The following is a 26,492-nucleotide window of genomic DNA, read 5'->3' as shown; positions in this document are numbered from 1 at the left end:
TTCCCCCCCCCCCCCCCCCCCCCCCGCCCCCCCCCCCCCCCCCCCCGCCCCCCCCCCCCCCCCCCCCCCCCCCCCCCCCCCCCCCCCCCCCCGGCCCCGTAGATCTTCCGGACGGTGTGCAGCTGAACCGCGTGCGATGCGGGTGCCTGCCTCGTAGTGGTCATGGGGTCGATTTCAGCGGAGCGGCCCGGTGCAACACATTGATCTGCGCTCTACTTCGCGGGTAGAGCTGGCTCTACTGCGGGGAAACAGCCGCCTGACATAGCGTTACCCCATGCGTCCCAGAACGGCTTGGCAGGCGATGGCTCAGCGTCCTTTGAGCTTCCTGACCTCCAGTTGGCCGTGGCGGTCACTGGCATATCTGGCCACCGGTGTCGTGGTCGGCGCTGCGGCCGTGGCGGTGTTCGTGGCCGGGCTGGTGGCCGGGCTGATCCTGCTGGTGGTTCTGGTCGGTGTGGCGCCCCTGGTCGGCGTTGTCCTGTCCTCGATCACAGTGGCGACGGTCGAGCGGCGTCGGCTGCGGCTCGTCGACCTCGACACGATGCCGAACCCGCACCGGCGTGTGGAGGAGCCCGGGCTGCGCGCCTGGGTGTCGACCCGTCTGACCGAACAGGTCACCTGGCGCGAGCTGCTTTTCACGCTCATCTCCGCGGCGGCGCTGTGGTGGCTGGACCTGCTGGTGCTCGCTTTCTCATTCGGCCTGCCCGCGCTGACCTTCGAGTCGGCCGACCGGACCACCTGGCCGTGGGCGGTCTTCGGCGTCATCGTGCTGCTGGCCTCGCCGTACACCGTGACATCGTGGGCTGGTGCGCGCGCGGCGCTCGCCCGGATCGTTCTCGCCCCCCGCGACGACGAACTCGGGGAGTCGCTGCAGGAGGTGCACGCGTCGCGGGTCCGGCTCATCGACTCCTTCGACGCGGAGCGCGTACGCATCGAGCGCGACCTGCACGACGGCGCGCAGCAACGACTGGTGGCACTCGGGATGACGCTCGGTCTGATGCGGCTGGACATCCCCGAGGGGTCCCCGCTCGCCGCCCAGCTCACCGAGGCCGAGAACCAACTCTCCGTCGCCCACCAGGAGTTGCGCAGCCTGATCCGAGGGCTCAATCCCCCGGTTCTCGCGGACCACGGCCTCGTCGCCGCCGTCGAGGACCATGCGAGCCGTTTCCCCATTCCGGTCACCGTCGATCTCCAGCTGCCGGGACGACTTCCCCGCCAACTGGAGACCAACGTGTACTTCCTGATAAACGAGGCCATGACCAATATCGCGCGACACAGCGGCGCCCGGAGCGCCAAAGTGCACGGCCGTTACCATTCCGACTTATTGGTCCTGGAGATCACGGACGACGGACTCGGCGGCGCGGATCCGGCCTCCGGCACGGGGCTGACCGGCCTGGCCGATCGACTCAGAGCCCTGGATGGCCGTGTGCGGGTGTCCAGCCCGCCGGGCGGCCCGACCCTGCTGCACGTGGAGATTCCATGCCACTTCGTGTGATCGTCGCGGAGGACTCGGTCCTCCTGCGTGAAGGACTGGTCGGCCTGCTCCAGCGGTTCGGGCACGAGACGCTCGCCGCGGTGGGCGACGCCGACGCGCTCGTCGAAGCCGTCCACCGGGACCGGCCGGACCTGGTGATCACGGACGTACGGATGCCGCCCTCGAACGGGGACGACGGGCTGCGTGCGGCCGTCGGCCTGCGCGAGTCGTACAGCGGGCTGCCTGTCCTGGTGCTCAGCCAGTACGTCGAGCGGTCGTACGCCATCCGGCTGCTCGATTCCTGCAATGGCGCCGCGGTGGGATACCTGCTGAAGGAACGGGTCGGCGCGGTCGCCGACTTCATGTCTGCGCTCGACCGCGTCGCAGCCGGCGGGACCGTGGTGGATCCCGAGGTGATCCACCAACTGGTCAAGCTCCGCCCCGATCCGCTGGAGCGGCTCAGCGCCCGCGAGAAGGAGGTACTGAGCCTGATGGCGGAAGGACGGTCCAACGCGAACATGGCGGCGCACTTGTTCCTCAGCGAAGCCGCCATCAACAAACACATCGGCGGCATCTTCAATAAACTCGATCTGCCGGTGTACACGGACGGGCATCGCCGGGTCCTGGCGGTGCTGGCGTTTCTCAGAGCCTGATGCCGTACGTCCTCCTCCGAGGCGGCCCCACCAAGGGCATGGTGGCACAAGGCCGTTGGCGAACAAGCGAGGGGCGACGAGGGGGACGGCCACCGCGTTCTGCGAGATTGATGCGTGGTCGGCTTCGCCGAGAGTACTGGGGCTGACAGTCGTCGGTCCGGTGCTCGCGCGCTCTGCCCGGATGGCGTCCGGGCCGCCGGTGACGGTCAGGGGTTCGGTGCGGGTGCCTGCACCAGGTTGAGTGCTGCCTCGCTGAAGGCGCGAACGCGGGCTGTCGCACCGTCGGCGGGCCATACCAGGCCCCAGTCCACTGGCGCGGCGTCCTCGAAGGGGACATAGACGACGTCGGGGCGGGCGAAGTAGCGCCTTGCGTGGGCGCCGACGGCGAAGACCCCCTCCCCGGCGCCCACCAGCGTCAGCGTCTCGTTGAACGCACTGTGATGACGCTGCTCGCCGACTCGGACAGCACCGCCGACGGGTTCACCAGCTACCGATCCACATTCGCCAAGGGGGCCGTGGGGGCACCCGCCCACTTCCACACCAAGGCGACGGAGCTGTTCTTCGTGATCAGCGGGTCCCTCCAGGTGCTGGTGGGTGAGGAGATCACCGTCCTGGGGGCGGGCGACTTCCTGGCCGTGCCGCCCCCACACCCCGCACGCCTTCGCCGCGGCGCCCGGCTGTGAGGCGGACGTACTGTTCGTGTTCACGCCGGGCATGGGCCGGTTCGACTACCTGCGCCTGCTCGGACGGGTGATGCGTGGCGAGGCCGACGCGAAGGAGATCGCCGCCTCCGCGGAGCGGTTCGACAACCACTACGTCGACAGCCCCGTCTGGCGGGCTGCCCTGGAAGTCTCGGCGTGATCGACTCCACCGGTCCGGTCCGGTCCGGTCCCGTTCTGGACCGGACCGGAGGGCCCGCAACGGGCGGGCCGGCAGCGTTCCCTCAGCACCCGGACGCCGAGATCCTGCTGAGCTTCCCAGGACTCGGCATCCAGCTCGCCGCCCGCGTCCTGGCCGAGATCGGCGACGACCGCACCCGCTTCGCCGACGCCCGTGGACTCAAGGCCTACGCCGGTTCCTCACCTATCACCCGCGCCTCCGGCAAGAAGTCCGCCATCACCAGACGGTGGGTGAAGAACGACCGGCTCAACCACGCTGGCTACCTCTGGGCCTTCGCCTCGCTCAGGGCATCCACCGAGGCCAACGCCCACTACCGGCGCCGCCGAGAACAAGGCGACTGGCACGCGGCCGCCCAGCGCAACCTCTTCAACCGCATGATCGGCCAGCTCTACCACTGCCTCCAGCACCGCAAGCCGTTCGACGAGCAGGCGGCGTTTCCCGCCCTTTCGCTAGCCGAAGCGGCTTGAGACGATCACAGATCACCTACACGGCCCCGCGCTGCACGCGCCAGGATGCGCTGACTTCAGCGAGTACACGGCGAGCGTCCTCACGGCCATCAGGACGTGGTGCAGGCACCCTCGGGCCAGCAAGGTCAAGCCCGGTGAGTGACCGGGCAGGGACAGCATCCCAGTTCCCTCGGCGCACCACTGCGACGTGCCCTTCCACCCGAGCTCGCTCGTCCTGCCAGTCATCGGGCGGTGCCATGAGGACCTGAAGGGCTTGCTCGTCGAGCCACTCCAACCCCAGGACCTGCCGGCCGATCTCGTGCTCGATGAGTGATCGGGTCTCGCCAGTCTCCAGATGGAGTAGCAGCAGCTCGCCCTCAAAGAAGTAGCCACCGTCGTATCGGCCCGTGCCCACCGCGAGCAGCGGGAGCGCGGGATGGAAGGCCATCGCATGCACCGGGAACTGCGAGTGAACGAGGAAGCGGCAGCCCAGACCAGAGACGTCGTAGACCGCGACAGGAACCGGGACCCTGTATGCCCGCGCACCTGCCACGGCCAGCAGGCCCAGTCGCTCGCTCTGCACGGCCAGAGTAGGTTCGTCGGCCTCGGCGAAGGGGCGGTTGGACTTGGGCATGCAGGTGATCTTTGCAGGCGAGAGGGAGCCATGGAAGGCACCTTCTGCCAGCTCAACTATCGAACGCTGCACCGGCACCGCTTGACGGCATAGCAACGTGAGGTGTCTGCCTGGTCCTCGCCCGCCCCGCACCTCGAGGCGGGCGAGGACCGGACAGGACGCCTGGCCGAACCCACCACCCGCTGCGCCCCGTCGACAGCACGACATCGGCGGGGTGCACCGCGGTCCGCCGAACGACTGGAGGAGATCACTCGTGCTCATCCCCCGTCCGCGCCGCCGGATCGGCCGGCCCCGCCCGCAACGTCCCGGCCCCCGCTACCCGCACAGCGCGGCCGATGAGTTTGTGGCTCCCGGCCGGTCCAAGCTCGTGACACCCTAGGAAAGGACACCGCCATGTCGGAGCTTCTCGTCGACTTCATCACCTCCCTCGACGGCCACGCATCGGGAGAGGGATGGCCCGGGTTCTGGGGCCTCGAGGGCCCGGAGTACCTCGCATGGCTCGGCGAGCAGCCCGAGGCCACCTACCTGATGGGAGCGAACACCTACCGCCTGATGTCGGGCTTCGCCGCAGGCGAGGTCCCGAATGGCCAAGACGAGTTCAGGCCCGAAGAAGAGGCGTCCGTCGACGAGCTCACGCAAGCGTCCAAGGTGGTGTTCTCCTCCTCACTCGAGGAGCCACTGACGTGGCCCAACTCCACGCTCGTCCGCGACGACGCCGTCGAGGCGGTCCGCGCCATGAAGTCGAGTGGCTCGGGGCTCCTCAGCACGATCGGCAGCCTCAGCCTGTGCCGGTCCCTGCTACGAGCCGGACTCGTCGACCGCTTCCGGGTCGTGATGTTCCCGGTGATCACCGGGGCCACGGGCGAGGAACGCATCTACGACGGCTATCCGGACGTTGCCCTCGAGATGATCGAGCACCGCACCTTCGACGGCCGCATCCAGCTGGTCGAGTACAAGCCCCGCGTGCTCGAGCACCCGCCGCTCGGCGTCCCTGCGTGACGTCGCCCCGTCCGCCGGTCTGGACGGCCGCCAGGCTGGCGTCGGCGGCTTCGGTCGCTGGGCCCTCACACGTGTTCTTCACTCCCCACATTCCCCACACGCTTCAAGACGCAACGAAGTGGAGGGAAGAGCGTCCCTGGCCGATTTCAGGGCTCTGGCCGCATTTCCGTGATCCACCAGCTGACGAGTTCTTGATCAGTCGAAGGCCACGACGAGTCGAACAGCGTCATCACCGAAACGATCCGCCAGAGCTTTCATTACGGCAAACACGTGTGGCCAGTGGGACCTGGGGCCCAGGATGGAACCAGCCGTCAACGACTCGTACCGGTACAGCAGGTCTCCGCTGTTCCACTCGACGTAGTGGTCGCCTCCTTCCAGTTCGTGTGGGCGTGGACCCACCGCAGCAACCAGCTCCGGGGGCCATTCAGCCGGAACAAGTTGCTGATGCAGAGTTGAGGGCTTCGCCAGGGATGACCACGTGAGCCGGCCAATGTAGTGCTCCGGAGCAGTTGCTGGATCCAGTCCCGCGATCTCAGCCCAGCTGACCCAGGTGGCCCCTGCCAGGTGGCCGTCTGCCACCCAAGGCTGTAGGCGCTCGTGTAGCCCGCTCGACAAGTCGTCGGGCAAACCACGTCCCGCGGCCAGGGGCGGGTAGCCCGCGTAGTTGCGCACGCCGAAGAGGCATCCGAAGGACGCGTAGTCGGTCTCGTCGTACAAGGGCCAGAGAGCCATTGCGCCGACCCACGGCTCGCCCTCGTAGTAGTCCGTGCCGACGCCGGGATGGCGAAACTCGATACCGCCGTGGATGTCCGTACTCACGGCGCCTGACAGTACAACTGCTCGGGGCCACGGTCTTCTGCATTAGAGATCACGCTTGCTGGCCGATCAGGAGCCGGGATCGGAGAAGTTCGAAGGACGCCCGGCCGTACATGGCTCGAGAACGTCCCGCCGAGCCTCGCGTACCGCGCGTACCGGGTCGGTGCACTGTTGGCCCTGTGCGCTCTCACCGTGCTCGGCGGTGCCACGACGCTGGTGGCGATCGCCCGGTTCGCGGCCGGTTCCGCCGAGGAAGGCCGGGCTGGCCTGGGCTTGGACGGGGCGAGCGCGAAGGCCCCGCCACATTGTCGGTTGTCCAGGGTCCTGGAGACGGCCGCTCCGCGATGCCGAGTTGGGTGTCAGCTTACGGACGGGGCTTCCGTACGGTCTCGCACGATGATCTTGCCCGTGTTCTTGCCGCGCAGCATTCCCAGGAACGCGTCCACGATGCGCTCGAAACCGTCAACCACCGTCTCGTCCAGAGCGAGCCGGCCGCTCTGCAGATGCGGCACCGCGAACTCGTACAACTCCTGTTGCAAATCGCGGTAGTTACTGACCAAGAAGCCCTCCATGCGGATGCTCTTCTCCACGATGTCCGCGTAGTTGAAGCGCGGTTGCGGCGCGTCGGGGGTGTTGTACTGGCTGATCGTGCCGACGCGGACGATGCGCCCGAACTCGCGCAGCGCTCCCGCTGCCGCGGCCAGCTGCTCGCCGCCGACGTTGTCGACGAACACGTCGATGCCGCCTGGCGCGGCCTTGCCGAGCAGGTCGGCGGCGGGCCCGTCGTGGTAGTTGAAGACGGCGTCATAGCCCACCTCCCGCGTAAGGTGGTCGGCCTTCGCTGCCGAGCCCGCGCTGCCCACGAGCCGTCCGGCGCCGAGCAGTCGGGCGAACCGCCCGGTCGCCGTGCCGACCCCGCCCGCCGCTGCCGACACGAACAGATCCTCGCCCTCCTGGAGCCGAGCGATCCGGGTGAGGCCCACATAGGCGGTCAGGCCGGTGCCGCCGAGGGTGCTCAAGTACGCGGTCAGGGGCACCCCTTCGAAGCGGGGCAGCTGTCGGATCTCCTCGGGCGTGACCGCCGCATGCGTGCGCCAGCCCTGCCGGTGGAACACGATCTCGCCCTCAGCCAGATGGGGCGTGCGCGAGGCGATGACTCGCCCGATGGTGCGGCCCTCCAGCGGTGCGTCGAGCGCGAAGCGCCCGGGCACGTCGTCCATCATCTCGCGGTGATACGGGTCGACGGACCAGTAGAGGTTTTCCACGAGCGCGCTGCCGGCTGCGGGGTCGGGAAGCGGGGACTCGATGAAGGCGAAGTGCTCGGCGGTGGGAAAGCCGTGGGGCCGGGCGATCTGATGCACGGTGAGAGCGGTCTTGTTCATGACCGGACCGTAAGGCGGGAATGCGCCACCTGGGCAGCCGGTTGGGCTCATGCGACAGACCGTTCCATGAGCAGTTCTCATATCTTGAGGTGAGCGCCCCGTGGCCCGCGCAATCGACTCCGATCTTGCCCCGCACGAACTGCGCGTCCTGGTTGCGGTCGCGGACACCGGCGGGTTCTCGGCCGCGGCCGAGACACTCGGTCTGACTCAGTCCGCGGTCTCCCACTCGGTGCGCGGCAGCGAGCGCAAGATCGGTGCCGTGCTCTTCGACCGCGGCCGCACCGGCGCCCGTCCCACCCCCGCCGGAGACAAGGCCGTGGCCTACGCCCGCCGCATCCTGCGCCTGCTGGACGTCCTGAACGCCGAGGCGCGCGGTGCGGCCCGGTTTGACGCGGCGGAGGGGGCGCTGCGGATCGCGGCCTTCCGCAGCGCGGCTCTCCACCTGCTGCCGCCCGTCCTCCAGCGGCTACGCGCCCGGCATCCCGGGATCGAGCCTCGGGTGCGGATCGTACGCGAGGTGGGGCGCGGCACCGCGGGCGAAGTGGCCGACGGGAAAGCCGACATAGCCATCGCCACACTCGGCGGCTGCGTGCCGCCTCCACCAGGTCTGGTCGCGAGCGGGCTCCTTGAAGAGCCGTATGCCCTGGTACACCCGACGGGTCACGCCGCCCCGCGCTCGCTGCCGTTGGTCGACTGGGCCGAAAACTGTGGCTCGTACACCCGCGACTGGTGGGCGGCACAGGACTGGATCCCGAAGGCGACCGTCGAGGCCGAGGATGACGGAGCGGTGCTCTCCTTGGTGAGCGGAGGTCATGGAATGGCGATCATGCCGGCGCTCTCCTTGGTCGGAGCCGCGAACTCGGTCGCGATCACTGATCTCGGCCTCGAGCGCCCGACACGCCAGGTCGGCTATGTCACCACCTCCGAACTGGCCGGATCTGCCGTCGTGCGCGCCTTGGTGAGGGAATTGCGGGCGGCGGTCCCGCAGTGCGTGGGCCTTCTCAACAGCGAGGCTTGATCAGGTCGAGTGCGTGAGCGCGGATCCGCCTGGGGAATCAAGCCGAGCCACTCCGAAGCCACCCTGAGCACCGCGTGGGGATCAAAGAGCGCCATCACCTTGCGGTGCCGGGCACTGAGCATCGCCCTGGCCGCGACCATTCTCACGCCCGCATCTCTGTCATCCGCGCCGTCACCAGCCAGTAATTGGGCGTTGCTGATGGCTCTTGGATGAGCAGTTGCCGGTAGCCATCTGCGGTGGTCGGGGTCGGAGCCGGTCCGAAAACGTGGTCGTTCCTGTCTTCTTCGTCGGGCACGATCAAGTCATGGAGAAAGCGCATCTGCCGACCACCGAGGCCGCTGTCGTCGCGATACGCGACATCGCGAAGGAATTCGCATTGTCAATGTCGGTCACCGACGACATCGGCGCGGACCAGACGTCGCGCCGTACCTCGGCCGAACTCCTCACGGTGCTCGACTCCGACGGCTCGCTGCCGCACGAGGCGTTCGTGGAGCTGGGGGGATCGCCGTCGGTGAGTGTCCAGCTCTTTCCCGAGGATGACGCGAAGATCACCGTCGACGGCGTGGAGTTCCATGACGTCCCCCGCGACTCCGTCCCTGCGTTTCTCAGGTCCGTCTACGGCGGACTCGCCTCCACGAAGGGCCGGCTGTTCCCCCCCGGCCAGTGGCTCATCGTGCCGCTGCCCGGCGATGAGACCTACAAGGAACTGATCCTGGACTTCAACCTGACGCCCTGGCTGGCCCGCAGCGCGCGCGCCTAAGAGATGGTGTGTTTCAGGATGCCTTTTGGTCGGCGGGCTTCTCGATCTCGGTGGTCACCCGTGCCCCTCGGAAGAGCACCGGGAGCCACAGGAGACATGCCAGCAGGGGGACCGCGGCGTAGGTGGCCATGCCCACACTGGAGCCCAACCCGTCCATGAGCGCGCCGAGGACGAGATAGCCGATGCCGATGAGCGCCGACTCCACGAATGCGATCAGCGACAGCAGGCTCGCCCGGTGGCGCGACGGCACGGCCTCGTTGAACACGTTGTCCACGATCACGGCAGTGATCTCGGGAATTCCGACCAGGACCAGGAACGCGGCGATGGTGACCCAGACAAGGCCGAGGCCGCTCAGGCCGAGCGCCACGGCGAGCGTCAGGAGAGACACCGGGACGATGACCCGATACCCGATGCGCCGGTCCGCGCGGTCCGACAGCAGCGGAGTGAGCCCGCCGGCGAAGAATCCCGCCGATATGACCACGCTGACCAATGCGGTGCCCGCTCCCTGATCGGAGAGGGTCTTCTGCGTAAAAATGATATACGGCGTCAAAGTCGCATGCATCAATGCGGACACCACGACAAGCGTCACGAGCGCCGGGGTGGCGACCCGAAGCATCGCCCGCCATGCTGTGGCGTCGCCGTGCTCCTCCTCGGCTCCATCCTGCTCGTCCACCGCGTCCGCGCCGCGGATCTCGGGCACCCGTGACATCAGCACCACCACAGCCAGGACGAGGCACGCCGCGGAGCCGACGTAGACGACTCCCCAGGAAATCTGCTGCAGTTGGCCGCCGAGGACGATGGCAGCTCCCGAGGTGACCGTCCCGAGCATGGTGAACCGGGACTTGATCTTGACGTAGCTGGCCGTTGCACCACGACGCACGAGCAGGTCGTACAGCAGGGCGGTGTCCGAACCGGACACACATGCCATGCCCACGCCCTGCCCGATGAACAGCGCCAGGAACACCCAGTAGTTGGAGAACGCCACCTGACCGAGCAGACATCCAGCTATCAGCACCTGGCCGATCAGGATGCTGGCACGCCTGCCGATTCGGTCGGCGATGACTCCCGTCGGCAACTCCGCAAGTCCGCTGACCAGGTAGAGCAGTGTCTGCAGTAGGGCCACTTGCCCGGCGGAGAAACCTCGCTGATAAAGGAAGAGGACGAATACGCCGCGCTGGAACAGCGTGTTGGCAAGCACGGCGTATACGTAGAACGGGCGCGTGACACTTCGTGCTGCATCGTCGGCTGCAGACGACCCGCCAAGGGCCTCCGTGGTGCCGGTCATGCTGTGGGCTCCCCCTGGTGACTCCGGTGATCATTAGTGTTGGGCCTCCGCCGCCGACCGGAACCTCAAGTCCATACTTCGCGCAGGATATTGGGCGGCGTCTGAGCCCGATGATCATAAGAGTGTCCCGTGCCTGCTGCTGCGTCTTCCCCACTGCGCGGCCGTCCCCGGCGCGAAGTAGGCGATCGCGAGGGTTGTCGGTTCGTATGGCCATGCCGCGCCACTGCTTGAGGCGGTTGATGCACCGCTCGACGGTGTTCCGCTGCTTGTAGGCCTGGCTGTCGAAGCCAGGCGGACGGCCACCGAGTCGACCTCGCCTCAGGCGGTGACCGACTTGGCCGGACGGCTGCGGGATGACCGCAGGGATACGCCGGCGCCGCAGGTGACTGCGGATGGCACGTGAGGAATACGCGCGGTCGGCCAGAACGGCCAGGGGCCGGGTCCGAGACCCACCCGGGCCCCTGCGGGGCACGCGGATGCGGGACATCACCGTCTCGAAGGCGAGTGCATCACCTGCCTGGCCTGCGGTGACGGTGAAGGCGAGGGGTCGTGCGTGGCCGTCTGCGGCCAGGCACCGGCCGTGGCCACGAGCTACGACAAGCTCGCGGTCCCCTACGAGGCGACCGTCCTTCTCGTCGCGGCCATCAACGAGTGGCTGTGACCAAGCGGCTCAAGGCAGGGAGCACGCCTCGTAGGTCGCCGCCATCCACCATGACGGTCGCCGCCGCCCGCGCTTCTGCCGAGGCATTGAACGCCACGCTCAGCGCGACGGAAGCGAACAAGGGCAGGTCGGAGCGGCTGTCTCCGATGGCCCCGCACGAGTGGGGAGTCAACCCCAGCTCTCGGGCTTGCGCGAGGGCGAAATCTCGTTTGTCGTACTCGTCGAAGTGGCAGGCGACGGCGCCCGTGAATCGGTTGTCGGCGGTCTCCAGCCGAGGTCCGCTGAACGCATGGAAGCCGAAGCGGTCAGTCAGGTAGTTGCCGACCGGCGACCAGGCGAGAGTTGCCAGCACGGGCACCAACCCGTTCCGCCAGCACCAGCCCACGGTCTCCGTGATGCCCGAGACCAAGGGAAGCCCATCGAGCCAGCCAGAGACTTGTTCTTCGGGCACGCCCGCCCAGCCCTTGGCATCCAGCTCAGAGACCTGTCGATTGTCCAGGTCACCGGAGGCGTAGGCTCCCTCGGCCTTGGCCAACTCGTCTCGATGGCCAAGGAATCCAGCCAGAAAGACCGACGAACTCGTGCCTGGGACGAGGGTGCCGTCGACGTCGAAGAACACGACGCCCACATGATCGGTTGAGAACACCGACCAAGGATGTCACCACCACGTGAGACGCCAGATCCAGAGGCGCCCCGCGTACTTCTGATACATGCCCTACGGCGCGTATCGGGTCGTGATCCATGAGCATCGCAGCCTGCGGGGCGTGTGCCCGTCTGGGGGTACGGGGCCCTGCAGCCTGCGGCTGCGCCGTGTGGGCGCGAGTGACCGGAAGCAATGTCGGAGGCAGGCAGCGGGGTCCAATGGCCCGGCTGCGTGCCCGCTGGAGCGGTGTGTCAGACCATGGCGAGCCGGTCCACCAGCAGCTCCACCCTGCGCTCGGTGTCCTCCGGCGGGAGCCGTCGCGCCCGGGTCAGGGTTGCCAGTCCGTGCAGGGCCGCCCAGAACACCTCGGTGAACAGTCCCGGGTGGACGCCGTCCCCGGCGACCTCGCCGAGGCGTTCCAGCAGTGCGGCGAAGGCGTCCTTGAGAGGTTCCGGGGTGTCGCCGCAGCTGGGGCATGGCAATGCTCCAGCCGGCCAGGGCGAGGGTGAAGAACACACGGGTGCGTGCGTCGCCGCCCTGCCCGCCGGACTCGGCGGAGTCGATCTTGTCCTGGTAGTGGCGGGTGCGTGCCTCCTCGGCCGGGACGGGCTGTTCGCCGATCTCCAAGGCCTCCCACATCACCAGGCGCAGGGCCTCGGGGTGGGCGCGGTGGTAGTCGAAGAGGCGCTCGGCGTAGCCGGGCAGGTCGCCGCTGGGCGGGACGGCCTCGGCCAGGTCGGCCAGCACGCGTTCGACGATGACGGCGAAGAGCTTGTTCTTGTCGCCGAAGTAGTCACAGATGGCACGCTTGTTGGCCTTGGCCTGGGCAGCGATAAATCACTCAAGCGAGCTATGTACGGCCGAGCCTCGTTCCAACTCCTCCGGATGCACATCCTCATCCGGCCATGATCTTCGCTATCAGAGCACCGGTTTCAGGCGACGGCCGCGACACTATGACAGTGGACGCGAAGGACGAGACTTGCGATCAACAGTTGCCCCTGCCTCCAAGACCAGTTCTGCCGGACATGGCTGCAGCACGCAGTCGCGGGTCAGCTGACGTTGTCGAGGCCCATTGGCAGACCCTACGACTCAGCTGGCAGTGGAGGCATGCAGTACACCGGATCCGCTCGCCCGGGCTCCCATATCCGGGCATCGTCCCGCTGCTGGAGGCCGCTGCCGCTCAACCACGACTCCGGCGGCTGTATCCGTTCACCAGCCACTTCGCCCTGCTCTTCAGCAGCTCCACCAGCTACCCCTGGACTGTGCAGGCCGGATCGATCGAGCCCCTGCACAACGGACGGTTCAAGGTTCGCCGACGCAGTCCCTTCGCCGTGATCGGCGAAGTCGAGACCGCCGAAGAGGCTGTGGCCCTCGTGCTTGAACTCCTGCCCACCAGCCCCGAGCCCGTCATCACCGCCTCCACGGACGAGCACGGATGACGGTGGGCGGCCGCGTCCGTCGATAACAGCACCCCGCGGCCCGACTCAAGATCATTCACGAGAGAGCGGCCAGAGACGCCGAAGGGAGTTGAGGCCCTCGCCCCAGGTCTCGCCGCCGGAAGTACGCCTGCTCCGACCGCAACGCACCGCCCCTGCAAGGGACTTCAATGCTGTTGGAGCCTGCCGGCTCGCCGCTGCGCCGGACGTCGGCCTTGCCGGGGCCGGTGCCGACCTGGATCTCGTACGCGGTCTGCCTGGCCACCGGGGGCAGCCCATTGTGTACCACCAGCAGACGAAGAATCTTTGCGGAGCAGTTCCCGGCCGAGGAAGACGGCGTCGGCCAGCCCGCTGGTGAGGATGCCGACGGCTGCCGTGGGGACTCCGGTGGCCTGGCGGGCCTGGGTGGCGAAGGGGACCTGGTAGCTCGGTCCGGCGACGAACTTGGCGTCGCAGACCGGATCGCGGAACCATCCGTGGTCGGTACCGAGACCACGGACGCCGCCGAAGCGGCATCGAGCAGCCGCGCCTCTCTAACCGTGGGCAGCGAGCGGCACACCGCTCTGTCGACAACCGGACCCGCACCGCTTGACCCGCTGTGTGAACACCTCTGGGAACCGGGCCCAAGAAGGGTGCAACGCCGGAGCCTGCGCTATCTGCACCGTCACCTTTCAGTGCGGCTGCTGCACCTTCGGCCAGATCACAAACCGGTGTCCGCTGTCTCGGCGCCGGTCGGGGCGTAGATCCGTGCCGAGACCTGCGGTGCGCCCTCAGCTCCGGGACGACAGGCACCGGGGCCCACCGGACGACTTGTGCGTCTCGTCGCAGTCATGACCCACGGTCCGGGGTATCGCGCGGCAGCCCTGCTGCGCGCGTTCCCGACTCGGTGGGGACCGCGGCGCCCCGCCGGGGTGGGCGCACATTAGCTTGCACTCCGCATTTTTCAGCGCTGGACAGGACCTACTGAACAACTCCCCTGCCTTGCAGAGTCGGTGCCGCCGGTGGCATTTCCTCGCCATCGGCCCTTCAGCAGGCGGTCCCGGCCACCCATGCCCCCCTTCGGTGACTCGGGGCCGCCCTTCCACTCGCGTACGCGGCGTCGTACGGACCAGGCACAGACCACGGGGAAAGGGACCTTCCTTTGCAGAACAAGCACCAGCGGGCGAGTAGGAGACCGCACGGACATGGCGCAACGGCATTCGGCATCGCCGCCCTGCTCACCCTGGCCTGTCTCACGGCGACCGCGACAGTCGCCCCCGCGGCACCGATCACGACTGCCGGCCTGTCCGCCGCGTCCCTGGGCGGTCTGACCAAGCCGGCCGCGCGCGTGGCGCTGCTGACCGGTGACGCCGTCGGCCTGGACCGAAGCGGCCGGGTGGTCGAGGTGCGGCCGGGCAAGGGCCGTAGCGGCATCGGGTACTCGGTACGGCGCTTCGCCGGCCACACCTACGTCGTTCCGCTCGACGCGACGAGGCTGTTGGGCAGCGGCAGGCTGGACCGCCGCCTGTTCGACGTCACGCAGTTGGTCAAGGACGGCTACGACGACGCCTAGGGCAAGCAGTTCACGCCCTACGACGACGGAAAGGCACGCAACGGCACAGTCACCCTGCGGCTGCCCAAGGGGCGCTACGCGATCAGCGCCATGACCATCACCCCGGCAGGCCGGTCCGCCCAGTTGGTCGCTCCCCGCATCGTGCTCGACCACGACACCACCGTCGCCCTCGACGGGCGCAAGGCCAAGCCCGTGAAGGTGACCGCTCCGGACCGCCGGGCCACCCTGCGCGACGGCCAGGTCGTCTTCGCCGCCCGCGGCGCCAAGCCGGCCTACGACCTCTCCGCCGGCACCGGCCTCGACGCCAAGGACAGCTCCCTGGGCCAGGTCGGCCCGAGCGCCCCCGCGGGCGACTTCATCGCCCAGGTCGGCGGCATCTGGCAGCGCACCGCGACATCCCCGGCGTACAACCTGGTGACCACCCGCGCCGGCGGCTTCTTCGACGGCCTCACCCGTACCTTCGCCTCCACCCGGGGCATGGCCAGGGTGAACACCTCTGTCGCCACGGCCGTAGCCAGGGCCACGACCGCGCAGAACAGCGCCTGGTCCACGCCGGGCCGGCCGGCGCTCGACCAGGTCACGTCGGCTGTCGAAGGGCCGATGCGTGCGGCGCCGACCGCCTCGATCGTGCAGTACCTGTCGACCGACCAAGGCGTGCGCTGGGTCCTCGGCGCCCGGACGCAGAACGGTACGGACGGCGAGGGCGTGACCGCCTTCGCCACCTCGCGCCGCTTCGAGCCGAACCGTACCTATCGCGCCGGTCTGGACGGCGGTGTCCACGGCCCGATCGTGACACCGACGAACGTCGTGGGCGGGCTGCGGGTCGGCCGGTACTACGCACTGTGCGTGCCGATGTTCTCGGACGGCCCCGGCGACTTCTCGTACTCCGTGCAGACCAGCGTCCACACCGGCTCACCTCCGGCAGCAAGGTCATAGGCGACTTCACCGAGGACACCTGCCCGAACACCTAGCCAACCTGCGGGCCGGGACGGCACGCTACAAGCTGTCCATCACCGCCGACCGCAGCAGGGGCTACAAGATCAGTGACCATGTCGAGGGCGTGTGGACATTCACCTCGGCGAACACGCCCGACACCCAGGTGGTCGCCTGGCCGCTCTCCGTCGTCCGTTTCGATCCGAAGCTGAGCCTCACCGGCACGGCCAAGGCGGGCACCCGGATCACCGTCCCACTGTCCCTTCAGGGCCCGGCGGCAGCCAAGGGGCACCTGAAGTCGCTGACGGTGAAGGCGTCGTACGACGGCGGCCGCACCTGGAAGCGAGTGTCTGTGCACAGCGCGGCGAGCGGCAAGCCTTACCTGACTCTTACCAACCCGAGCAGGCCCGGCACCGTCTCCTTCAGCGCGGACCTCTCCGACACCGCCGGCAACACCTACACCGGCACGATCCGCAACGCCTACCGCACCGTCCGGTAGCCGGAAGGCACCCCGCGGCGGTGGTGAGCCGGCTCCACCCGGCCACCACCGCCGCACACACCACGGCTCGATCAGCTTCTTGCTCACGAACGGAACCACCATGGCCGCACACGGTCGCCGGCGTCTGACCCGCCGCGATGTCCTGATCAGAACCGCCGCCGGCGGACTCGTCCTCGGCGGGGGCGCCGCGGTCGCCGGGCCTCTGCTCGCCACCGCCGACGCGGCGCCCAGCGCCTTCGGACACCGCGACGACGGACAGGCCTACGTCGTCACCACGGGCGCCGACCTGGTCTTCAAGGTCGACCACCGCAACGGCGACCTGACCTCCCTGGTCTACAAGGGCACCGAATACCAGGGCTACGGCAACCGCAACTCCCACGTCGAGACGGGGCTCGGCAGCTCGTCCGTGAGCATCCGCAAGACCGGCGACACCATCCTGATCACCGTCGTCCACGGCACGATGCACCACTACTACGCCGCCCGCCGCGGCGAGAACAACGTCTACATGTGGACGAACAAGGCGGACGCCTCCATCACCGCCACCCGCTACATCGTCCGCGTCAAGCCCGGCCTGTTCCCCAACAACAATCCCGACACCTGGGACGCCCGCACCGACAACCTGATCGAGGCGCAGGACATCCGCCGCAAGCCGAACGGCACCACCCGCTCCAAGCACTACTCCAACCAGCGGGTCATCGACTACGACCACGTCGGCTGGAGCGATGGCAAGGTCGGCATGTGGATGGTGCGGAGCAACCACGAGAAGGCGTCCGGCGGACCGTTCTACCGCTCACTGATGCGCCACCACTACGAGGACGGTGCGGGACTGTACGAGATCCTCTACTACGGGGAGAACCAGACCGAACCGATGCGCTTCGGTCTCCAGGGGCCCTACGTCCTCGCCTTCACCGATGGCGGCGCACCCGCCCGCTCGCTCAGCCACGGCGTCATCGACACGTCATGGGTCGACGGTCTTGGCCTGGCCGGCTGGATCGGCCGCCGCGGTCGCGGACGGGTCGCCGGCGTCGGCATCAGCGGCCGGAGCGACGGCCACGCCTACACCGTGGGCTTCGCGAACGCCGACGCCCAGTACTGGGCGAAGGCCGACGCGGCCACCGGGCACTTCGTCTCCCCGTACATGATCCCGGGCACCTACACGCTCACCGTGTACAAGGAGGAACTCGCCGTCCACACCACGTCCGTCACGGTCACCGCCGGGAAGACGACGGCCCTGCACACGCTGAAGATCACCGCAGACCCGAGCCGGAACCCCGCGATCTGGCGCATCGGCGACTGGACCGGCACCCCCGGCGGCTTCAAGAACGCCTCGCTGATGACCACCATGCACCCCTCCGACGCGAGGGTCAGGCCCTGGTCGGCCGGCGTCCACACGGTGGGCTCATCGTCTCCGGCGGACTTCCCCTGCTACCAGTGGGCGGACATCAACAACAAACTGAAGATCCGTTTCAGGCTGACGCAGCAGCAGCTGGCCTCCGGCCACACCCTCAACATCGGCATCACCACCGCGTTCGCGAACGGCAGGCCCCGGATCAGGGTCAATGACTGGGTCTCGGCCGTCCCTCAGCCCGCCAAGGAACCGACGACCCGCTCGCTCACCGTAGGCTCCTACCGCGGCAACAACCACACCTACGGCTACGCCATCCCGGCGAGCGCCTGGATCAAGTCCGCCGACGCCTACCAGGAGCTGACGATCGACATAGTCAGCGGCTCCGGCGGCACCGCCTACCTCAGCGCCGGGGTCTCCTACGACGCCATCGAGCTGGTGCCCTGAGCCCGAGGGAGTCCCGGCCTCATCGACTGGGGCCGGGATTGCCTCCGGACGGGTGAAAACGTAGGTTGAGCGCCGTTTCTTGTTTGATGTTTGAAAGGTGCCACCAGGTGGGCCGACGAGAGAAACCAGTCGACCCCAGTACCGGTCCGGTCCAGCGCCTCGCGTACGACCTGCGCCTGCTGAGGGAGAAGGCCGGGAAGCCTCCGTACCGGGAGATGGCCGAGCGGGCGGGCTACTCCACGACCGCGCTGTCGCAGGCCGCAGCCGGCGACCAGCTGCCGACTGTGGCGGTGGTGCGCGCATACGCGCAGTCGCTCGACGCCGACCCTGACGAGTGGGAGGCCCGTTGGCGGGAGGCGGACGCCGAGTTCCGCGCTCACGCGGCCGGCGAGCGGGCTCCGTACCGCGGGCTGGCCCGCTTCGAACCGGCTGACAGCGGCCTGTTCTTCGGCCGGGAGGCACTGATAAGCGAACTCCTGGACCTGGCGCACGCGCACCGGTTCGCGGCGGTGTTCGGGCCGTCCGGCAGCGGCAAGTCCTCGCTATTGAGGGCCGGCCTCGTCCCTCAGCTGCGGGAGAGCGACGGTGCCGGCCGCCCGGCGGTGATCCGGGTGCTCACTCCCGGCGAGCGGCCCGCTCGCACACACGGTCAGGCGATGATCTCCCGATCGAGACGGTCCGGATCGGCGGGAGAACCCTCGCCATGGAAAGCGACCTTGGCGCCGCCGTCCGCGCCGACGAAAGCGGGAAAGCAGTAGATGTCGCCGCCGTCGCGGTCCTCCCAGACGTAGACCGGATGCCGGTGCGGAGCGAAGGGCGCGGTGCCCGGTCGGGCCGACGTCGGCCCTTGGCTGCCCCCTCCGTGCAAGGGTGGACGCCTCCTACGGCACGGGCCGGTGCGGAATCTTTCCACCACGTCAGCAAGTGAAGGAACACCATGGCAAGCATCACGGGCAGGACGGTTCTGATCGTCGGCGCCTCATCAGGGATCGGCGCGGAGGTCGCGCGCCGACTCGGCACCGGCGGCAACCGTCTGGTCGTCACCGCACGACGCGCCCCCGAGCTGGCAGCCCTGGCTAAGGACGTACGAGCGGCCGGCAGCGCCTGCCTGGACATTCCCGCCGACGCCTTGGACCCGCAGGCGGCCGCCGACGTGGTGGCGGCCGCCGTCGCCGAGTACGGATCCATCGACATCGCCCTGCTCAACGCCGGCCAGGGACCGGACATGTCGATGGACGAGGTCACCGTGGCAGACGTGGCACGGATCATGGCGCTGAACTACGACGTCGTCGTCAACTACCTCGTCCCGCTGATCGCACAACTGGGAGACCAGGCGCACGGCGGCCTGATCGCCCACACCAACTCGCTGGCAGGGCTCATGGGCATCCCCCGCCAAGGCCCCTACTCCGCCGCGAAGGCGGCCGCCCGCACGCTCATCGACGCCGCGCGCGTCGAACTGGCACCCCAGGGCATCCGGTTCACCAGCATCCACCCCGGCTTCGTCGCGACCGACCGGGTCAACGCCGACAGCCTGCCCAAACCCTTCCAGATCAGCACAGAGCACGCAGCACGCCATGTCATACGTGCCCTGGAGAGAGAACCGGCGCAGGCGTACTTCCCCTGGGCAACAACCGCGCTGGTTCGTACCCTGAACGTCCTGCCCACCTCGGTCTCCTCAGCAGTCCTCCGAAGACTGGCCTCCCTGTAGAACACCCGTCGGCGCCAGCTCGGCGACTCAGCGGAGCGTGGGGAGTGTGTCGAGGAACTACGCGTCCGGACGGCACTCGTTTCGACCACCATCGGGCCCCTGAAACGCCTTGCCGTGAGTCGACATGGGGGCCGCACGCATAGCCAACACTCGAACTATGGTGCCCCACCACATGTGCCACTGACCTGCGCATTCCTACGGTATGGCGACACGAACACGTCCCCGCCAACCGCTTGGAAGTGGTGCCGATGTCCTCCCCCGCGACCGCTCCCCCACCCTCCGCCAGTCTCAAGCGCATCGTCGCCGCCAGCCTCATCGGCACCACCATCGAGTGGTACGACTTCTTCTTGTACGGCTCGGCCGCCGCGCTTGTGTTCAACAAGGTGTTCTTTCCGGACTCCGATCCGCTCGTCGGGACGTTGTTGTCGTTTCTGACGTACGCCGTGGGGTTCGCGGCGCGGCCGTTGGGGGCGCTGGTGTTCGGGCATTACGGTGACCGGCTCGGGCGGAAGAAGTTGCTGGTGCTGAGCCTGTTGCTGATGGGCGGGGCGACGTTCGCGATCGGGCTGTTGCCGACGCATGCGACCGTCGGGACCGCGGCGCCCGTGCTGCTGACGGTGCTGCGGCTGGTTCAGGGGTTCGCGCTCGGCGGGGAGTGGGGCGGCGCCGTGCTGCTGGTGTCCGAGCACGGGGACGCGCGGCGGCGTGGGTTCTGGGCGTCGTGGCCGCAGACCGGCGCCCCGGCCGGACAGCTTCTCGCGACCGGTGTGCTGTCCCTGCTGACCGCCGTGCTGTCCGACGACGCCTTCGGCTCCTGGGGCTGGCGCATCCCGTTCCTGCTCTCCGGTGTGCTCGTGGTCGTCGGATTGTGGATTCGTCTGTCTGTCGATGAATCGCCTGTCTTCCGGCAGGCGTTGGCGCAGGCCGAGGCGCGCAAGGCGGCCCGGGCGGACGACACTGAGAAGCTGCCGCTCGTCTCCGTGCTGCGCTACCACTGGCGGGACGTACTGGTCGCGATGGGCGCACGCATGGCGGAGAACATCTCCTATTACGTCATCACCGCCTTCATCCTCGTCTACGCCACCACGTCGGCCGGAGTCTCCAAGCAGACCGCGCTCAACGCCGTACTCATCGCCTCCGCCGTGCACTTCGCGGTGATCCCGGCCTGGGGTGCGTTGTCCGACCGGGTCGGACGGCGGCCCGTGTATCTGGTCGGCGCGGCGGGTGTGGGGCTGTGGATGTTTCCGTTCTTCTCGCTTGTCGACACGGGTGGGTTTGGCAACCTGATTCTCGCGGTGACCGTGGGCCTGGTGATGCACGGGGCGATGTACGCGCCCCAGGCCGCCTTCTTCTCCGAGATGTTCGCCACCCGGATGCGCTACTCCGGTGCCTCCATCGGCGCGCAGTTCGCCTCGGTCGCCGCCGGTGCGCCCGCCCCCCTGATCGCCACCGCTCTGCTGTCCGACTACGGCAGCTCCACGCCGATCGCGCTGTACGTGATCGCGGCGGCCGTACTGACCCTCGTCGCCGTGGGAGTGGCGAAGGAGACCCGGCACCGGGATCTGGCCGATGTCGACCCCGCTGCCGGTACCGAACCCGCGACAGCCGGGGCTGCGGACGCCCGTACCGTCTGATCCGCCTTGCCGACCGGCCCCCGTATCCGCCCGGGTACGGGGGTCAGTTCTGGGTCGGTGCCGACAAGCGGTGCAGACGTAGGGCGAGTTGTATCTCCAGGGCCCGGGACGGGTTCTGCCAGTCGTCGCCCAGGAGCCGGCCGACGCGCTCCAGGCGCTGGGCGACCGTGTTGACGTGGACGTGCAGCTCGTCCTTGGTGCGGGCCGGGCTCATGCCGCAGGCGAAATACGCGTCGAGGGTGCGCAGCAGATCGGTGCCGCGCCGTTCGTCGTACGCGACCACCGGGCCGATGGTGCGCTCGACGAAGCCCCCGATGTCCCGGTCGCCGGCCAGCAGCAGTCCGAGGAAGCCGAAGTCCTCGGCGGCGGCGCCGTCCCCGGAGCGGCCGAGCAGGCGCAGGGCGTCGAGGCAGCGGCGGCCCTCCGTGTAGGCGGTGGCCACGGTGTCCGGGTGGGCGTCGAGATCCTCTACGGGCCCGGAGGCGCCGACGGTGACCGCCTCGTGGACGGCCGTGCCCAGCTGCCGTGCGGTGCGGCGGGCGAGGTCGGTGGCGGTGTCGCCGGGGGCGAGTGGCAGCAGGAGGACGGTGCCTCCGTCGCGGGCGGCGGCGAGCCCGTGCCGGGTCGCGGCGAGGTGGGAGGCCGCGGACCACAGGCGTCTGCGGGCGTCCGCCTCCTGCTCGGCGTCGGCCGCCGCGCCGGCGAGGCGTGCGGCAAGGACGACGTGGGTGGCGTCGAGGTCGGCGTGCAGCCGGGAGGCACGCTCGCGCAGCAGACGGGGGTCCCGGTCGCGGGCGTCGAGCAGGTCGTCGAGGAGTTCGCCTCGGACACGCTGTTCGGCCTCGGCGGCGGAGCGTCTGGCCAGGAGCACCAGTGAGGTGACCATCGCGGCGCGCTCCAGGGTGCGCTGGTCGACGGGGTCGAGGCCGGGGTGGCCGTGCAGGACGAGCGCGCCGAGCAGTTCGCCGCCGGCGGTCACGGCGGCGATCCAGTCGTCCTCGTGCGGCACGGCGTGTCCGTCGGCGCGGGACGCCTCCAGGGCTGCCGTCGGTGCGGCGGTGGCCTCGATGAACTGCACCGCGCCGTCGAGGACTTCGGAGACCGCGGCGGCCACGTCGTGGACACCGCCGCCGCGCAGGACGAGTTCGGCGAGCCGGTCGTGGACGTCGGAGGCGCGCTCGATGACCGCGCTGCGGTCCTGGATGATCTCGTGGGCCCGTTCCAGCTCGGCGAGGGCGGAGCGGGTCTCGGTGAGCAGATTGGCGGTGTCGATGGCGGCCGCGGCGAGCGCGGCGAAGGAGCCGAGCAGCGCGATCTGCTCCCGCTCGAAGACCCGGGCCCGGCGGTCGGCGGCGAAGAGCACCCCGATGACGTGCGGCCCGAGCATCAGCGGCACCCCGCAGATGGCCACGAGTCCCTCGTCCCGTACGCCCGCGTCGATGGTGGCGGTGTGCTGGAAACGTTCGTCCTGGAAGTAGTCGTCGGTGACGTACGGGCGGGCCGTCTGGGCGACGAGGCCGCCGAGCCCCTCTCCCATGCCGAGCCGCAACTGCTGGAAGCGGGCCGCGACCGAGCCCTCGGTGACCCGCATGTAGGTGTCGCCTCTGGCCGGGTCGTTCAGGCTGAGGTAGGCGACGTCGGTGGCAAGCAGCGACCGGGCGCGCTGCACAATCGCCTGGAGCACGGCGTCCAGGTCCCTGAGGCCCGCCAGGTCGTGCGCGGTTTCGAACAGCGCGGACAGCTCGGCCTCGCGCCGACGTCGTTTCTCCAGCTCGGAGCGCACGCGCAGGGCGAGCCGCTTGGCGTGTTCGAGTGCCTCGATCCGCTCGGTCGGTCGGCCGTCGGCGCGGGCGAGCAGCACGGGCCGCTCGTACGCGTCGGCGCCCGCGCCCCGGGCCAGCAGGTCGAGGAAGGGTGCCTCGACGCTGCTGCCCGCGGACGCCGGGGCGTCGCCGTTGGTGCGCTCGGCCGACTGGACGTGATCGCTGGACATGCTCACAGGATTCACCATGACCGGCTCGTCCCGTCAGCCCTGTGGACAACTCCGGATCCCATGGACCCGCCCCGCTCAGTGCGCGGTCCAGCCGCCGTCGAGGACCAGCGAGGTACCGGTGACGAAGGACGCCTGCGGCCCGCACAGATACGCGACGGCCTCGGCGACCTCCTCGGGTTCGACGAGCCGTTTGACCGCGCTGTCCTGCAGCAGGATCTCGGACAGTACGCGCGCCTCGGGGATGCCGTGCGCCCTGGCCTGGTCGGCGAGCTGCTTCTCGACGAGCGGGGTGCGCACGTAGCCGGGGTTCACGCAGTTGGAGGTGACTCCGTGGGGCGCGCCTTCGAGAGCGGCGGTCTTGGACAGCCCCTCCAGGCCGTGCTTGGCGGCCACGTAGGCCGACTTGAAGGCCGAGGCTCGCAGCCCGTGCACCGAGGAGACGTTGACGATGCGCCCCCACCCCTGCCCGTACATGTGGGGCAGGGCGCCGCGGATGAGCCGGAACGGTGCCTCCAGCATCACGGTGAGCACCGTATGGAAGACCTCCGGCGGGAACTCCTCGATGGGCCGCACCAGTTGCAGTCCCGCGTTGTTGACGAGGACGTCGGTGCCCGCGGCGGCGATCTCGGCGGCGTCCAGGTCGGTCAGGTCGAGGACGTGCGGTTCGACGCGGCCCGCCAGTCCCACGGACGCGGACCGCTCGGCGAGCGCCTCCAGGCCCGTGGCGTCCCGGTCGACCGCTCTCACCTTGGCACCGGCGGCCGCCAACCGCAGCACACAGGCGCGGCCGATGCCTCCGGCGGCACCGGTGACGAGAGCGGTGCGGCCGCCGAGGTCGAGCGTGGGGGTGGGGAGGCCGGGCAGGGCGCTGGGCGGGGTCATGTCTCGACCCTAGGCAGCGCCCCTGCCCCACCCCATATGGTCACCACCCATACTTCAGAGAGAACTCGTGGTGTCGAACCATGTGGGCGCGTCCGACAGCGCTTGCTTGATCCGGAACAGCCCGAATTCGTTCAGCTCCGGCAGGGCGTCCACCTCGAACCACCCCACCTCCAGCGACTCGTCGTCGTTGACGCGGGCCTCACCGCCCACGGCGCGACAGCGGAAGGTGATGTCCATGTACTGGCAGACGTCGCCGTTTTCGTACGTGACCGGCTCCAACGCCTGGACGAGCACGACTCGCTCGACGACGCAGCGCACCGCGGTCTCCTCCTGGACCTCCCGCTCCGCACATGCCGCCGGCTGCTCCCCCGGTTCCGGGATGCCGCCGATCACCGACCACTTGCCGGTGTCGGAACGGCGGCCGAGCAGGACTCGGCCGTCGTCGTCGAAGACGATGGCGGTGACCCCGGGCAGCCAGAGCAGTTGGCTCCCGGCGGTCGCCCGGAGCGTACGGATGAAGTCAGGAGTAGCCATGGACCGACCCTAGCGGGCCGGTCCCGCAGGGCCGGACGGGTTCAGGGGGCGGGCAACCGGCGTACGACTACACGCCACCGGCGCGCCGCCCGCGCACACCGGCGCCGATCGCCCAGCCGAGTCCGCCCGCGGCCACCAGCAGCAGGGCGATCTCCGGCAGAATCCCCAGTTGCGTCGCGGGGGTCTGCGAGGAGCGCAGCGGCACCTTCTGCACCAGGGAGTCGGCCACGAACATGCCGGTCTTCTGGGTGATCTTCCCGTCCGGCATGATGATCGCGCTGACACCGCTGGTCACCGGCACCGTGACGGTGCGGCTGTGCTCGACGGCGCGGATACGGGACATGGCGAGCTGCTGGTAGGTCATCTCGCTGCGGTCGAAGGTCGCGTTGTTGCTGGGCACGGAGATGATCTGCGCGCCGTCGGTGACGGTGTCGCGCACGGCCCAGTCGAAGGCCGCCTCGTAGCAGGTGACGAGGCCGATTTTGGCGTTGGCCATGGCGAACACGCCCGGCTTGCTGCCCCGGCTGAAGTCCTGGCGGACCATGCTGGTCCAGTTCTTGTTGATGGCGCCGATGAACGAGCGCAGCGGGAGGAACTCGCCGAAGGGCTGGATCTGCCGCTTGTCGTAGGTGTCGGTCGGGCCCTTGACCGGGTCCCACAGGATCTGTTCGTTGAGCAGCTTGCCGTCGCGTTCGACGACACCGCCGACGGAGATGGGCGCGCCGATCGCCTTGGCGGCGCCGTCGATGACCGCGCGCGCGTCGGGGTTGGCGAAGGGGTCGATGTCGGAGGAGTTCTCCGGCCACAGCACGAGGTCGGGCCGGGGCACCTTGCCGGCCTCGACCCGCGCGGCCAGCCGCTCCGTCTCGCGCGCGTGGTAGTCGAGGACGGCGCGCCGCTGGGCGTTGAAGTCCAGGCCGAGGCGGGGCACGTTGCCCTGGATGAGGGCGACGGTGGTGGTGCCCTTCTCGGCCTTGTCGCTGACCAGCGGCCGCGCGGCCACGGCGCCCACCACCGGTACGGCGACGCTCAGCAGCGCCACCGCCGCGGTCGACCGCCGCACCACGCCGGTACGGCGTCCTTCGAGGACGAGGCGGACGACCTCGTACAGGCCGAAGCCGCACAGGACGACCGCGAAGCCGAGCACGGGGGTGCCGCCGAGGGCCGCGAGCGGCAGGAAGACGCCGTCCGCCTGGCCGAAGGCGATCTTGCCCCAGGGGAAGCCACGGAAGGGTACACGCGCGCGTGCCGCCTCACCGGCGATCCACAGCGCGGCCGCCCACACCGGCCAGGCGGGCAGCTTCGACACCGCGGCGATGCCCGCGCCGACCAGCGCGACGAAGATCGCTTCGATGACCACCAGCGCGATCCAGGGCCCGGGGCCGACCTCCACACCGGTCCACACCAGCAGCGGCAGCAGGAAACCCAGGCCGAAGAGGTAACCGAGGCCCAGACCCGCCTTCCAGCTGCGGCCGCGCAGTACCCAGCCGAAGACGGCGAAGGCCGGCAGGGCCAGCCACCACAGGGTGCGCGGCGGGAAACTGACGTACAGCAGCACTCCGGAGAGCGCCGCGGCGATGGCCGGGACGAAGCGCGCGAGCCGCGCGCCGCGCGATGCGGGCGCGGGCTGCGGGCGTGCCTGGTCCGACTGGCCCACGGAGGTTGCGGTGACGGTCACTCCGGGAGTGTACGGCGGGTGACCGCCGCGCCGACAACGCGGTCCGCGCCGCGGCACCGGACGCCTCGGGCCGTACGAGGGAGGCGGGAGGGAGGCGGGAGGAACGCAAGGGGGACGCGAGGGGGAGGCAACAAGGTCGCCCGGGGGCGCCACGAGGCGCATCGTTCCTGCGCATCTCGG

The 26,492-nt window shown here is 69.3% G+C and carries 23 protein-coding genes and 6 pseudogenes; 15 read left to right on the top strand and 14 right to left on the bottom strand.

The annotated features are described in order from the left end of the window. Nucleotides 1-274: 274 nt before the first annotated feature. Both AC067M_RS12890 and AC067M_RS12885 read left to right on the top strand, forming a co-directional pair. The gene (locus tag AC067M_RS12890; RefSeq protein ID WP_478697049.1) at nt 275-1,495 is read left to right on the top strand and encodes a sensor histidine kinase; all 1,221 of its coding nucleotides are present in this window, start codon (nt 275-277) and stop codon (nt 1,493-1,495) included. Beyond that, complete coding sequence (locus AC067M_RS12885; RefSeq protein ID WP_478697048.1) at nt 1,480-2,127, top strand: response regulator; 648 nt, start codon at nt 1,480-1,482, stop codon at nt 2,125-2,127. Before AC067M_RS12890 ends, AC067M_RS12885 begins: the two co-directional genes overlap by 16 nt. Nucleotides 2,128-2,333: 206 nt before the next feature. Here AC067M_RS12885 and AC067M_RS12880 read toward each other — a convergent pair whose 3' ends face one another. Next, nucleotides 2,334-2,537 carry a hypothetical protein gene (locus AC067M_RS12880; RefSeq protein WP_478697115.1) on the bottom strand — a complete coding sequence of 68 codons (204 nt, stop codon included), beginning with the start codon at nt 2,535-2,537 and terminating at the stop codon, nt 2,334-2,336. A gap of 24 nt (nt 2,538-2,561) precedes the next feature. Between AC067M_RS12880 and AC067M_RS12875 the strand changes: the two are divergent. Then, nucleotides 2,562-2,988, top strand: a pseudogene (locus tag AC067M_RS12875) (cupin domain-containing protein); the annotation flags it as partial. Between the two features lie 74 nt (nt 2,989-3,062). Beyond that, a pseudogene (locus AC067M_RS12870) lies at nt 3,063-3,494 on the top strand (transposase); the annotation flags it as partial. A 16-nt stretch (nt 3,495-3,510) separates the two neighbouring features. Here the strand turns inward: AC067M_RS12870 and AC067M_RS12865 are convergent. Next, a complete protein-coding gene (locus AC067M_RS12865; RefSeq protein WP_478697047.1) occupies nt 3,511-4,107 on the bottom strand; it encodes a hypothetical protein in 597 nt (198 codons plus the stop codon). A gap of 393 nt (nt 4,108-4,500) precedes the next feature. Between AC067M_RS12865 and AC067M_RS12860 the strand changes: the two genes are divergently transcribed. Next, the gene (locus AC067M_RS12860; protein ID WP_478697046.1) at nt 4,501-5,106 is read left to right on the top strand and encodes a dihydrofolate reductase family protein; all 606 of its coding nucleotides are present in this window, start codon (nt 4,501-4,503) and stop codon (nt 5,104-5,106) included. 195 nt (nt 5,107-5,301) lie between these two features. Here AC067M_RS12860 and AC067M_RS12855 read toward each other — a convergent pair whose 3' ends face one another. Continuing rightward, nucleotides 5,302-5,925, bottom strand: coding sequence for a hypothetical protein (locus tag AC067M_RS12855; RefSeq protein WP_478697045.1), 624 nt, complete (start codon nt 5,923-5,925; stop codon nt 5,302-5,304). Nucleotides 5,926-6,281: 356 nt separating this feature from the next. Beyond that, entirely contained in the window at nt 6,282-7,304 is a 1,023-nt protein-coding gene (locus AC067M_RS12850; protein WP_478697044.1) for an NADP-dependent oxidoreductase, read from the bottom strand. Nucleotides 7,305-7,404: 100 nt separating this feature from the next. Between AC067M_RS12850 and AC067M_RS12845 the strand changes: the two genes are divergently transcribed. Both AC067M_RS12845 and AC067M_RS12840 read left to right on the top strand, forming a co-directional pair. Beyond that, nucleotides 7,405-8,322: a LysR family transcriptional regulator gene (locus AC067M_RS12845; RefSeq protein WP_478697043.1), complete on the top strand. Its 918-nt coding sequence runs from the start codon at nt 7,405-7,407 to the stop codon at nt 8,320-8,322. A gap of 304 nt (nt 8,323-8,626) precedes the next feature. Then, a complete protein-coding gene (locus AC067M_RS12840; RefSeq protein WP_478697042.1) occupies nt 8,627-9,082 on the top strand; it encodes a hypothetical protein in 456 nt (151 codons plus the stop codon). A gap of 13 nt (nt 9,083-9,095) precedes the next feature. Here the strand turns inward: AC067M_RS12840 and AC067M_RS12835 are convergent, their stop codons facing one another. From AC067M_RS12835 to AC067M_RS12815, 5 genes and pseudogenes are all read right to left on the bottom strand, one after another. Further along, a complete protein-coding gene (locus AC067M_RS12835) occupies nt 9,096-10,367 on the bottom strand; it encodes an MFS transporter (protein ID WP_478697041.1) in 1,272 nt (423 codons plus the stop codon). A gap of 196 nt (nt 10,368-10,563) precedes the next feature. Continuing rightward, nucleotides 10,564-10,938: pseudogene (locus tag AC067M_RS12830) on the bottom strand (transposase); the annotation flags it as partial. Between the two features lie 73 nt (nt 10,939-11,011). Then, the gene (locus AC067M_RS12825) at nt 11,012-11,674 is read right to left on the bottom strand and encodes an HAD family hydrolase (RefSeq protein WP_478697040.1); all 663 of its coding nucleotides are present in this window, start codon (nt 11,672-11,674) and stop codon (nt 11,012-11,014) included. 248 nt (nt 11,675-11,922) lie between these two features. Next, nucleotides 11,923-12,132: pseudogene (locus AC067M_RS12820) on the bottom strand (TetR-like C-terminal domain-containing protein); the annotation flags it as partial. 115 nt (nt 12,133-12,247) lie between these two features. After that, nucleotides 12,248-12,418 (bottom strand): annotated as a pseudogene (locus tag AC067M_RS12815) (TetR family transcriptional regulator); the annotation flags it as partial. A gap of 158 nt (nt 12,419-12,576) precedes the next feature. Here AC067M_RS12815 and AC067M_RS12810 point away from each other — a divergent pair. Next, the gene (locus AC067M_RS12810) at nt 12,577-13,110 is read left to right on the top strand and encodes a DUF6193 family natural product biosynthesis protein (protein WP_478697039.1); all 534 of its coding nucleotides are present in this window, start codon (nt 12,577-12,579) and stop codon (nt 13,108-13,110) included. Between the two features lie 305 nt (nt 13,111-13,415). Here the strand turns inward: AC067M_RS12810 and AC067M_RS12805 are convergent. Beyond that, a pseudogene (locus tag AC067M_RS12805) lies at nt 13,416-13,565 on the bottom strand (NADH:flavin oxidoreductase/NADH oxidase); the annotation flags it as partial. A 683-nt stretch (nt 13,566-14,248) separates the two neighbouring features. Here AC067M_RS12805 and AC067M_RS12800 point away from each other — a divergent pair. From AC067M_RS12800 to AC067M_RS12770, 7 genes are all read left to right on the top strand, one after another. Next, nucleotides 14,249-14,659: a hypothetical protein gene (locus AC067M_RS12800; RefSeq protein ID WP_478697038.1), complete on the top strand. Its 411-nt coding sequence runs from the start codon at nt 14,249-14,251 to the stop codon at nt 14,657-14,659. A gap of 90 nt (nt 14,660-14,749) precedes the next feature. Further along, nucleotides 14,750-15,595, top strand: a complete 846-nt coding sequence (locus tag AC067M_RS12795; RefSeq protein ID WP_478697037.1) for a hypothetical protein — start codon at nt 14,750-14,752, stop codon at nt 15,593-15,595. A gap of 124 nt (nt 15,596-15,719) precedes the next feature. Further along, nucleotides 15,720-16,091, top strand: coding sequence for a hypothetical protein (locus AC067M_RS12790; protein ID WP_478697036.1), 372 nt, complete (start codon nt 15,720-15,722; stop codon nt 16,089-16,091). A gap of 100 nt (nt 16,092-16,191) precedes the next feature. After that, nucleotides 16,192-17,883 carry a rhamnogalacturonan lyase B N-terminal domain-containing protein gene (locus AC067M_RS12785; protein ID WP_478697035.1) on the top strand — a complete coding sequence of 564 codons (1,692 nt, stop codon included), beginning with the start codon at nt 16,192-16,194 and terminating at the stop codon, nt 17,881-17,883. Between the two features lie 107 nt (nt 17,884-17,990). Beyond that, complete coding sequence (locus AC067M_RS12780; protein ID WP_478697034.1) at nt 17,991-18,641, top strand: helix-turn-helix domain-containing protein; 651 nt, start codon at nt 17,991-17,993, stop codon at nt 18,639-18,641. 179 nt (nt 18,642-18,820) lie between these two features. Further along, complete coding sequence (locus AC067M_RS12775) at nt 18,821-19,591, top strand: SDR family NAD(P)-dependent oxidoreductase (RefSeq protein WP_478697033.1); 771 nt, start codon at nt 18,821-18,823, stop codon at nt 19,589-19,591. A gap of 248 nt (nt 19,592-19,839) precedes the next feature. Beyond that, nucleotides 19,840-21,225, top strand: a complete 1,386-nt coding sequence (locus tag AC067M_RS12770) for an MFS transporter (protein ID WP_478697032.1) — start codon at nt 19,840-19,842, stop codon at nt 21,223-21,225. Nucleotides 21,226-21,268: 43 nt separating this feature from the next. Here AC067M_RS12770 and AC067M_RS12765 read toward each other — a convergent pair whose 3' ends face one another. From AC067M_RS12765 to lnt, 4 genes are all read right to left on the bottom strand, one after another. Then, nucleotides 21,269-23,218 (bottom strand): helix-turn-helix domain-containing protein, encoded by a 1,950-nt coding sequence (locus AC067M_RS12765; protein ID WP_478697031.1) that lies wholly within the window; start codon nt 23,216-23,218, stop codon nt 21,269-21,271. Between the two features lie 75 nt (nt 23,219-23,293). Next, nucleotides 23,294-24,100 carry a 3-hydroxybutyrate dehydrogenase gene (locus AC067M_RS12760; RefSeq protein ID WP_478697030.1) on the bottom strand — a complete coding sequence of 269 codons (807 nt, stop codon included), beginning with the start codon at nt 24,098-24,100 and terminating at the stop codon, nt 23,294-23,296. A 54-nt stretch (nt 24,101-24,154) separates the two neighbouring features. Next, entirely contained in the window at nt 24,155-24,634 is a 480-nt protein-coding gene (locus AC067M_RS12755; RefSeq protein ID WP_478697029.1) for an NUDIX hydrolase, read from the bottom strand. A 67-nt stretch (nt 24,635-24,701) separates the two neighbouring features. After that, nucleotides 24,702-26,312: an apolipoprotein N-acyltransferase gene (gene lnt, locus AC067M_RS12750; protein ID WP_478697028.1), complete on the bottom strand. Its 1,611-nt coding sequence runs from the start codon at nt 26,310-26,312 to the stop codon at nt 24,702-24,704. Nucleotides 26,313-26,492 lie beyond the last annotated feature (180 nt).

The sequence above is a fragment of the Streptomyces sp. NPDC043427 genome (assembly GCF_056436655.1).
This window is presented reverse-complemented; position numbering and strand designations above follow the sequence as displayed.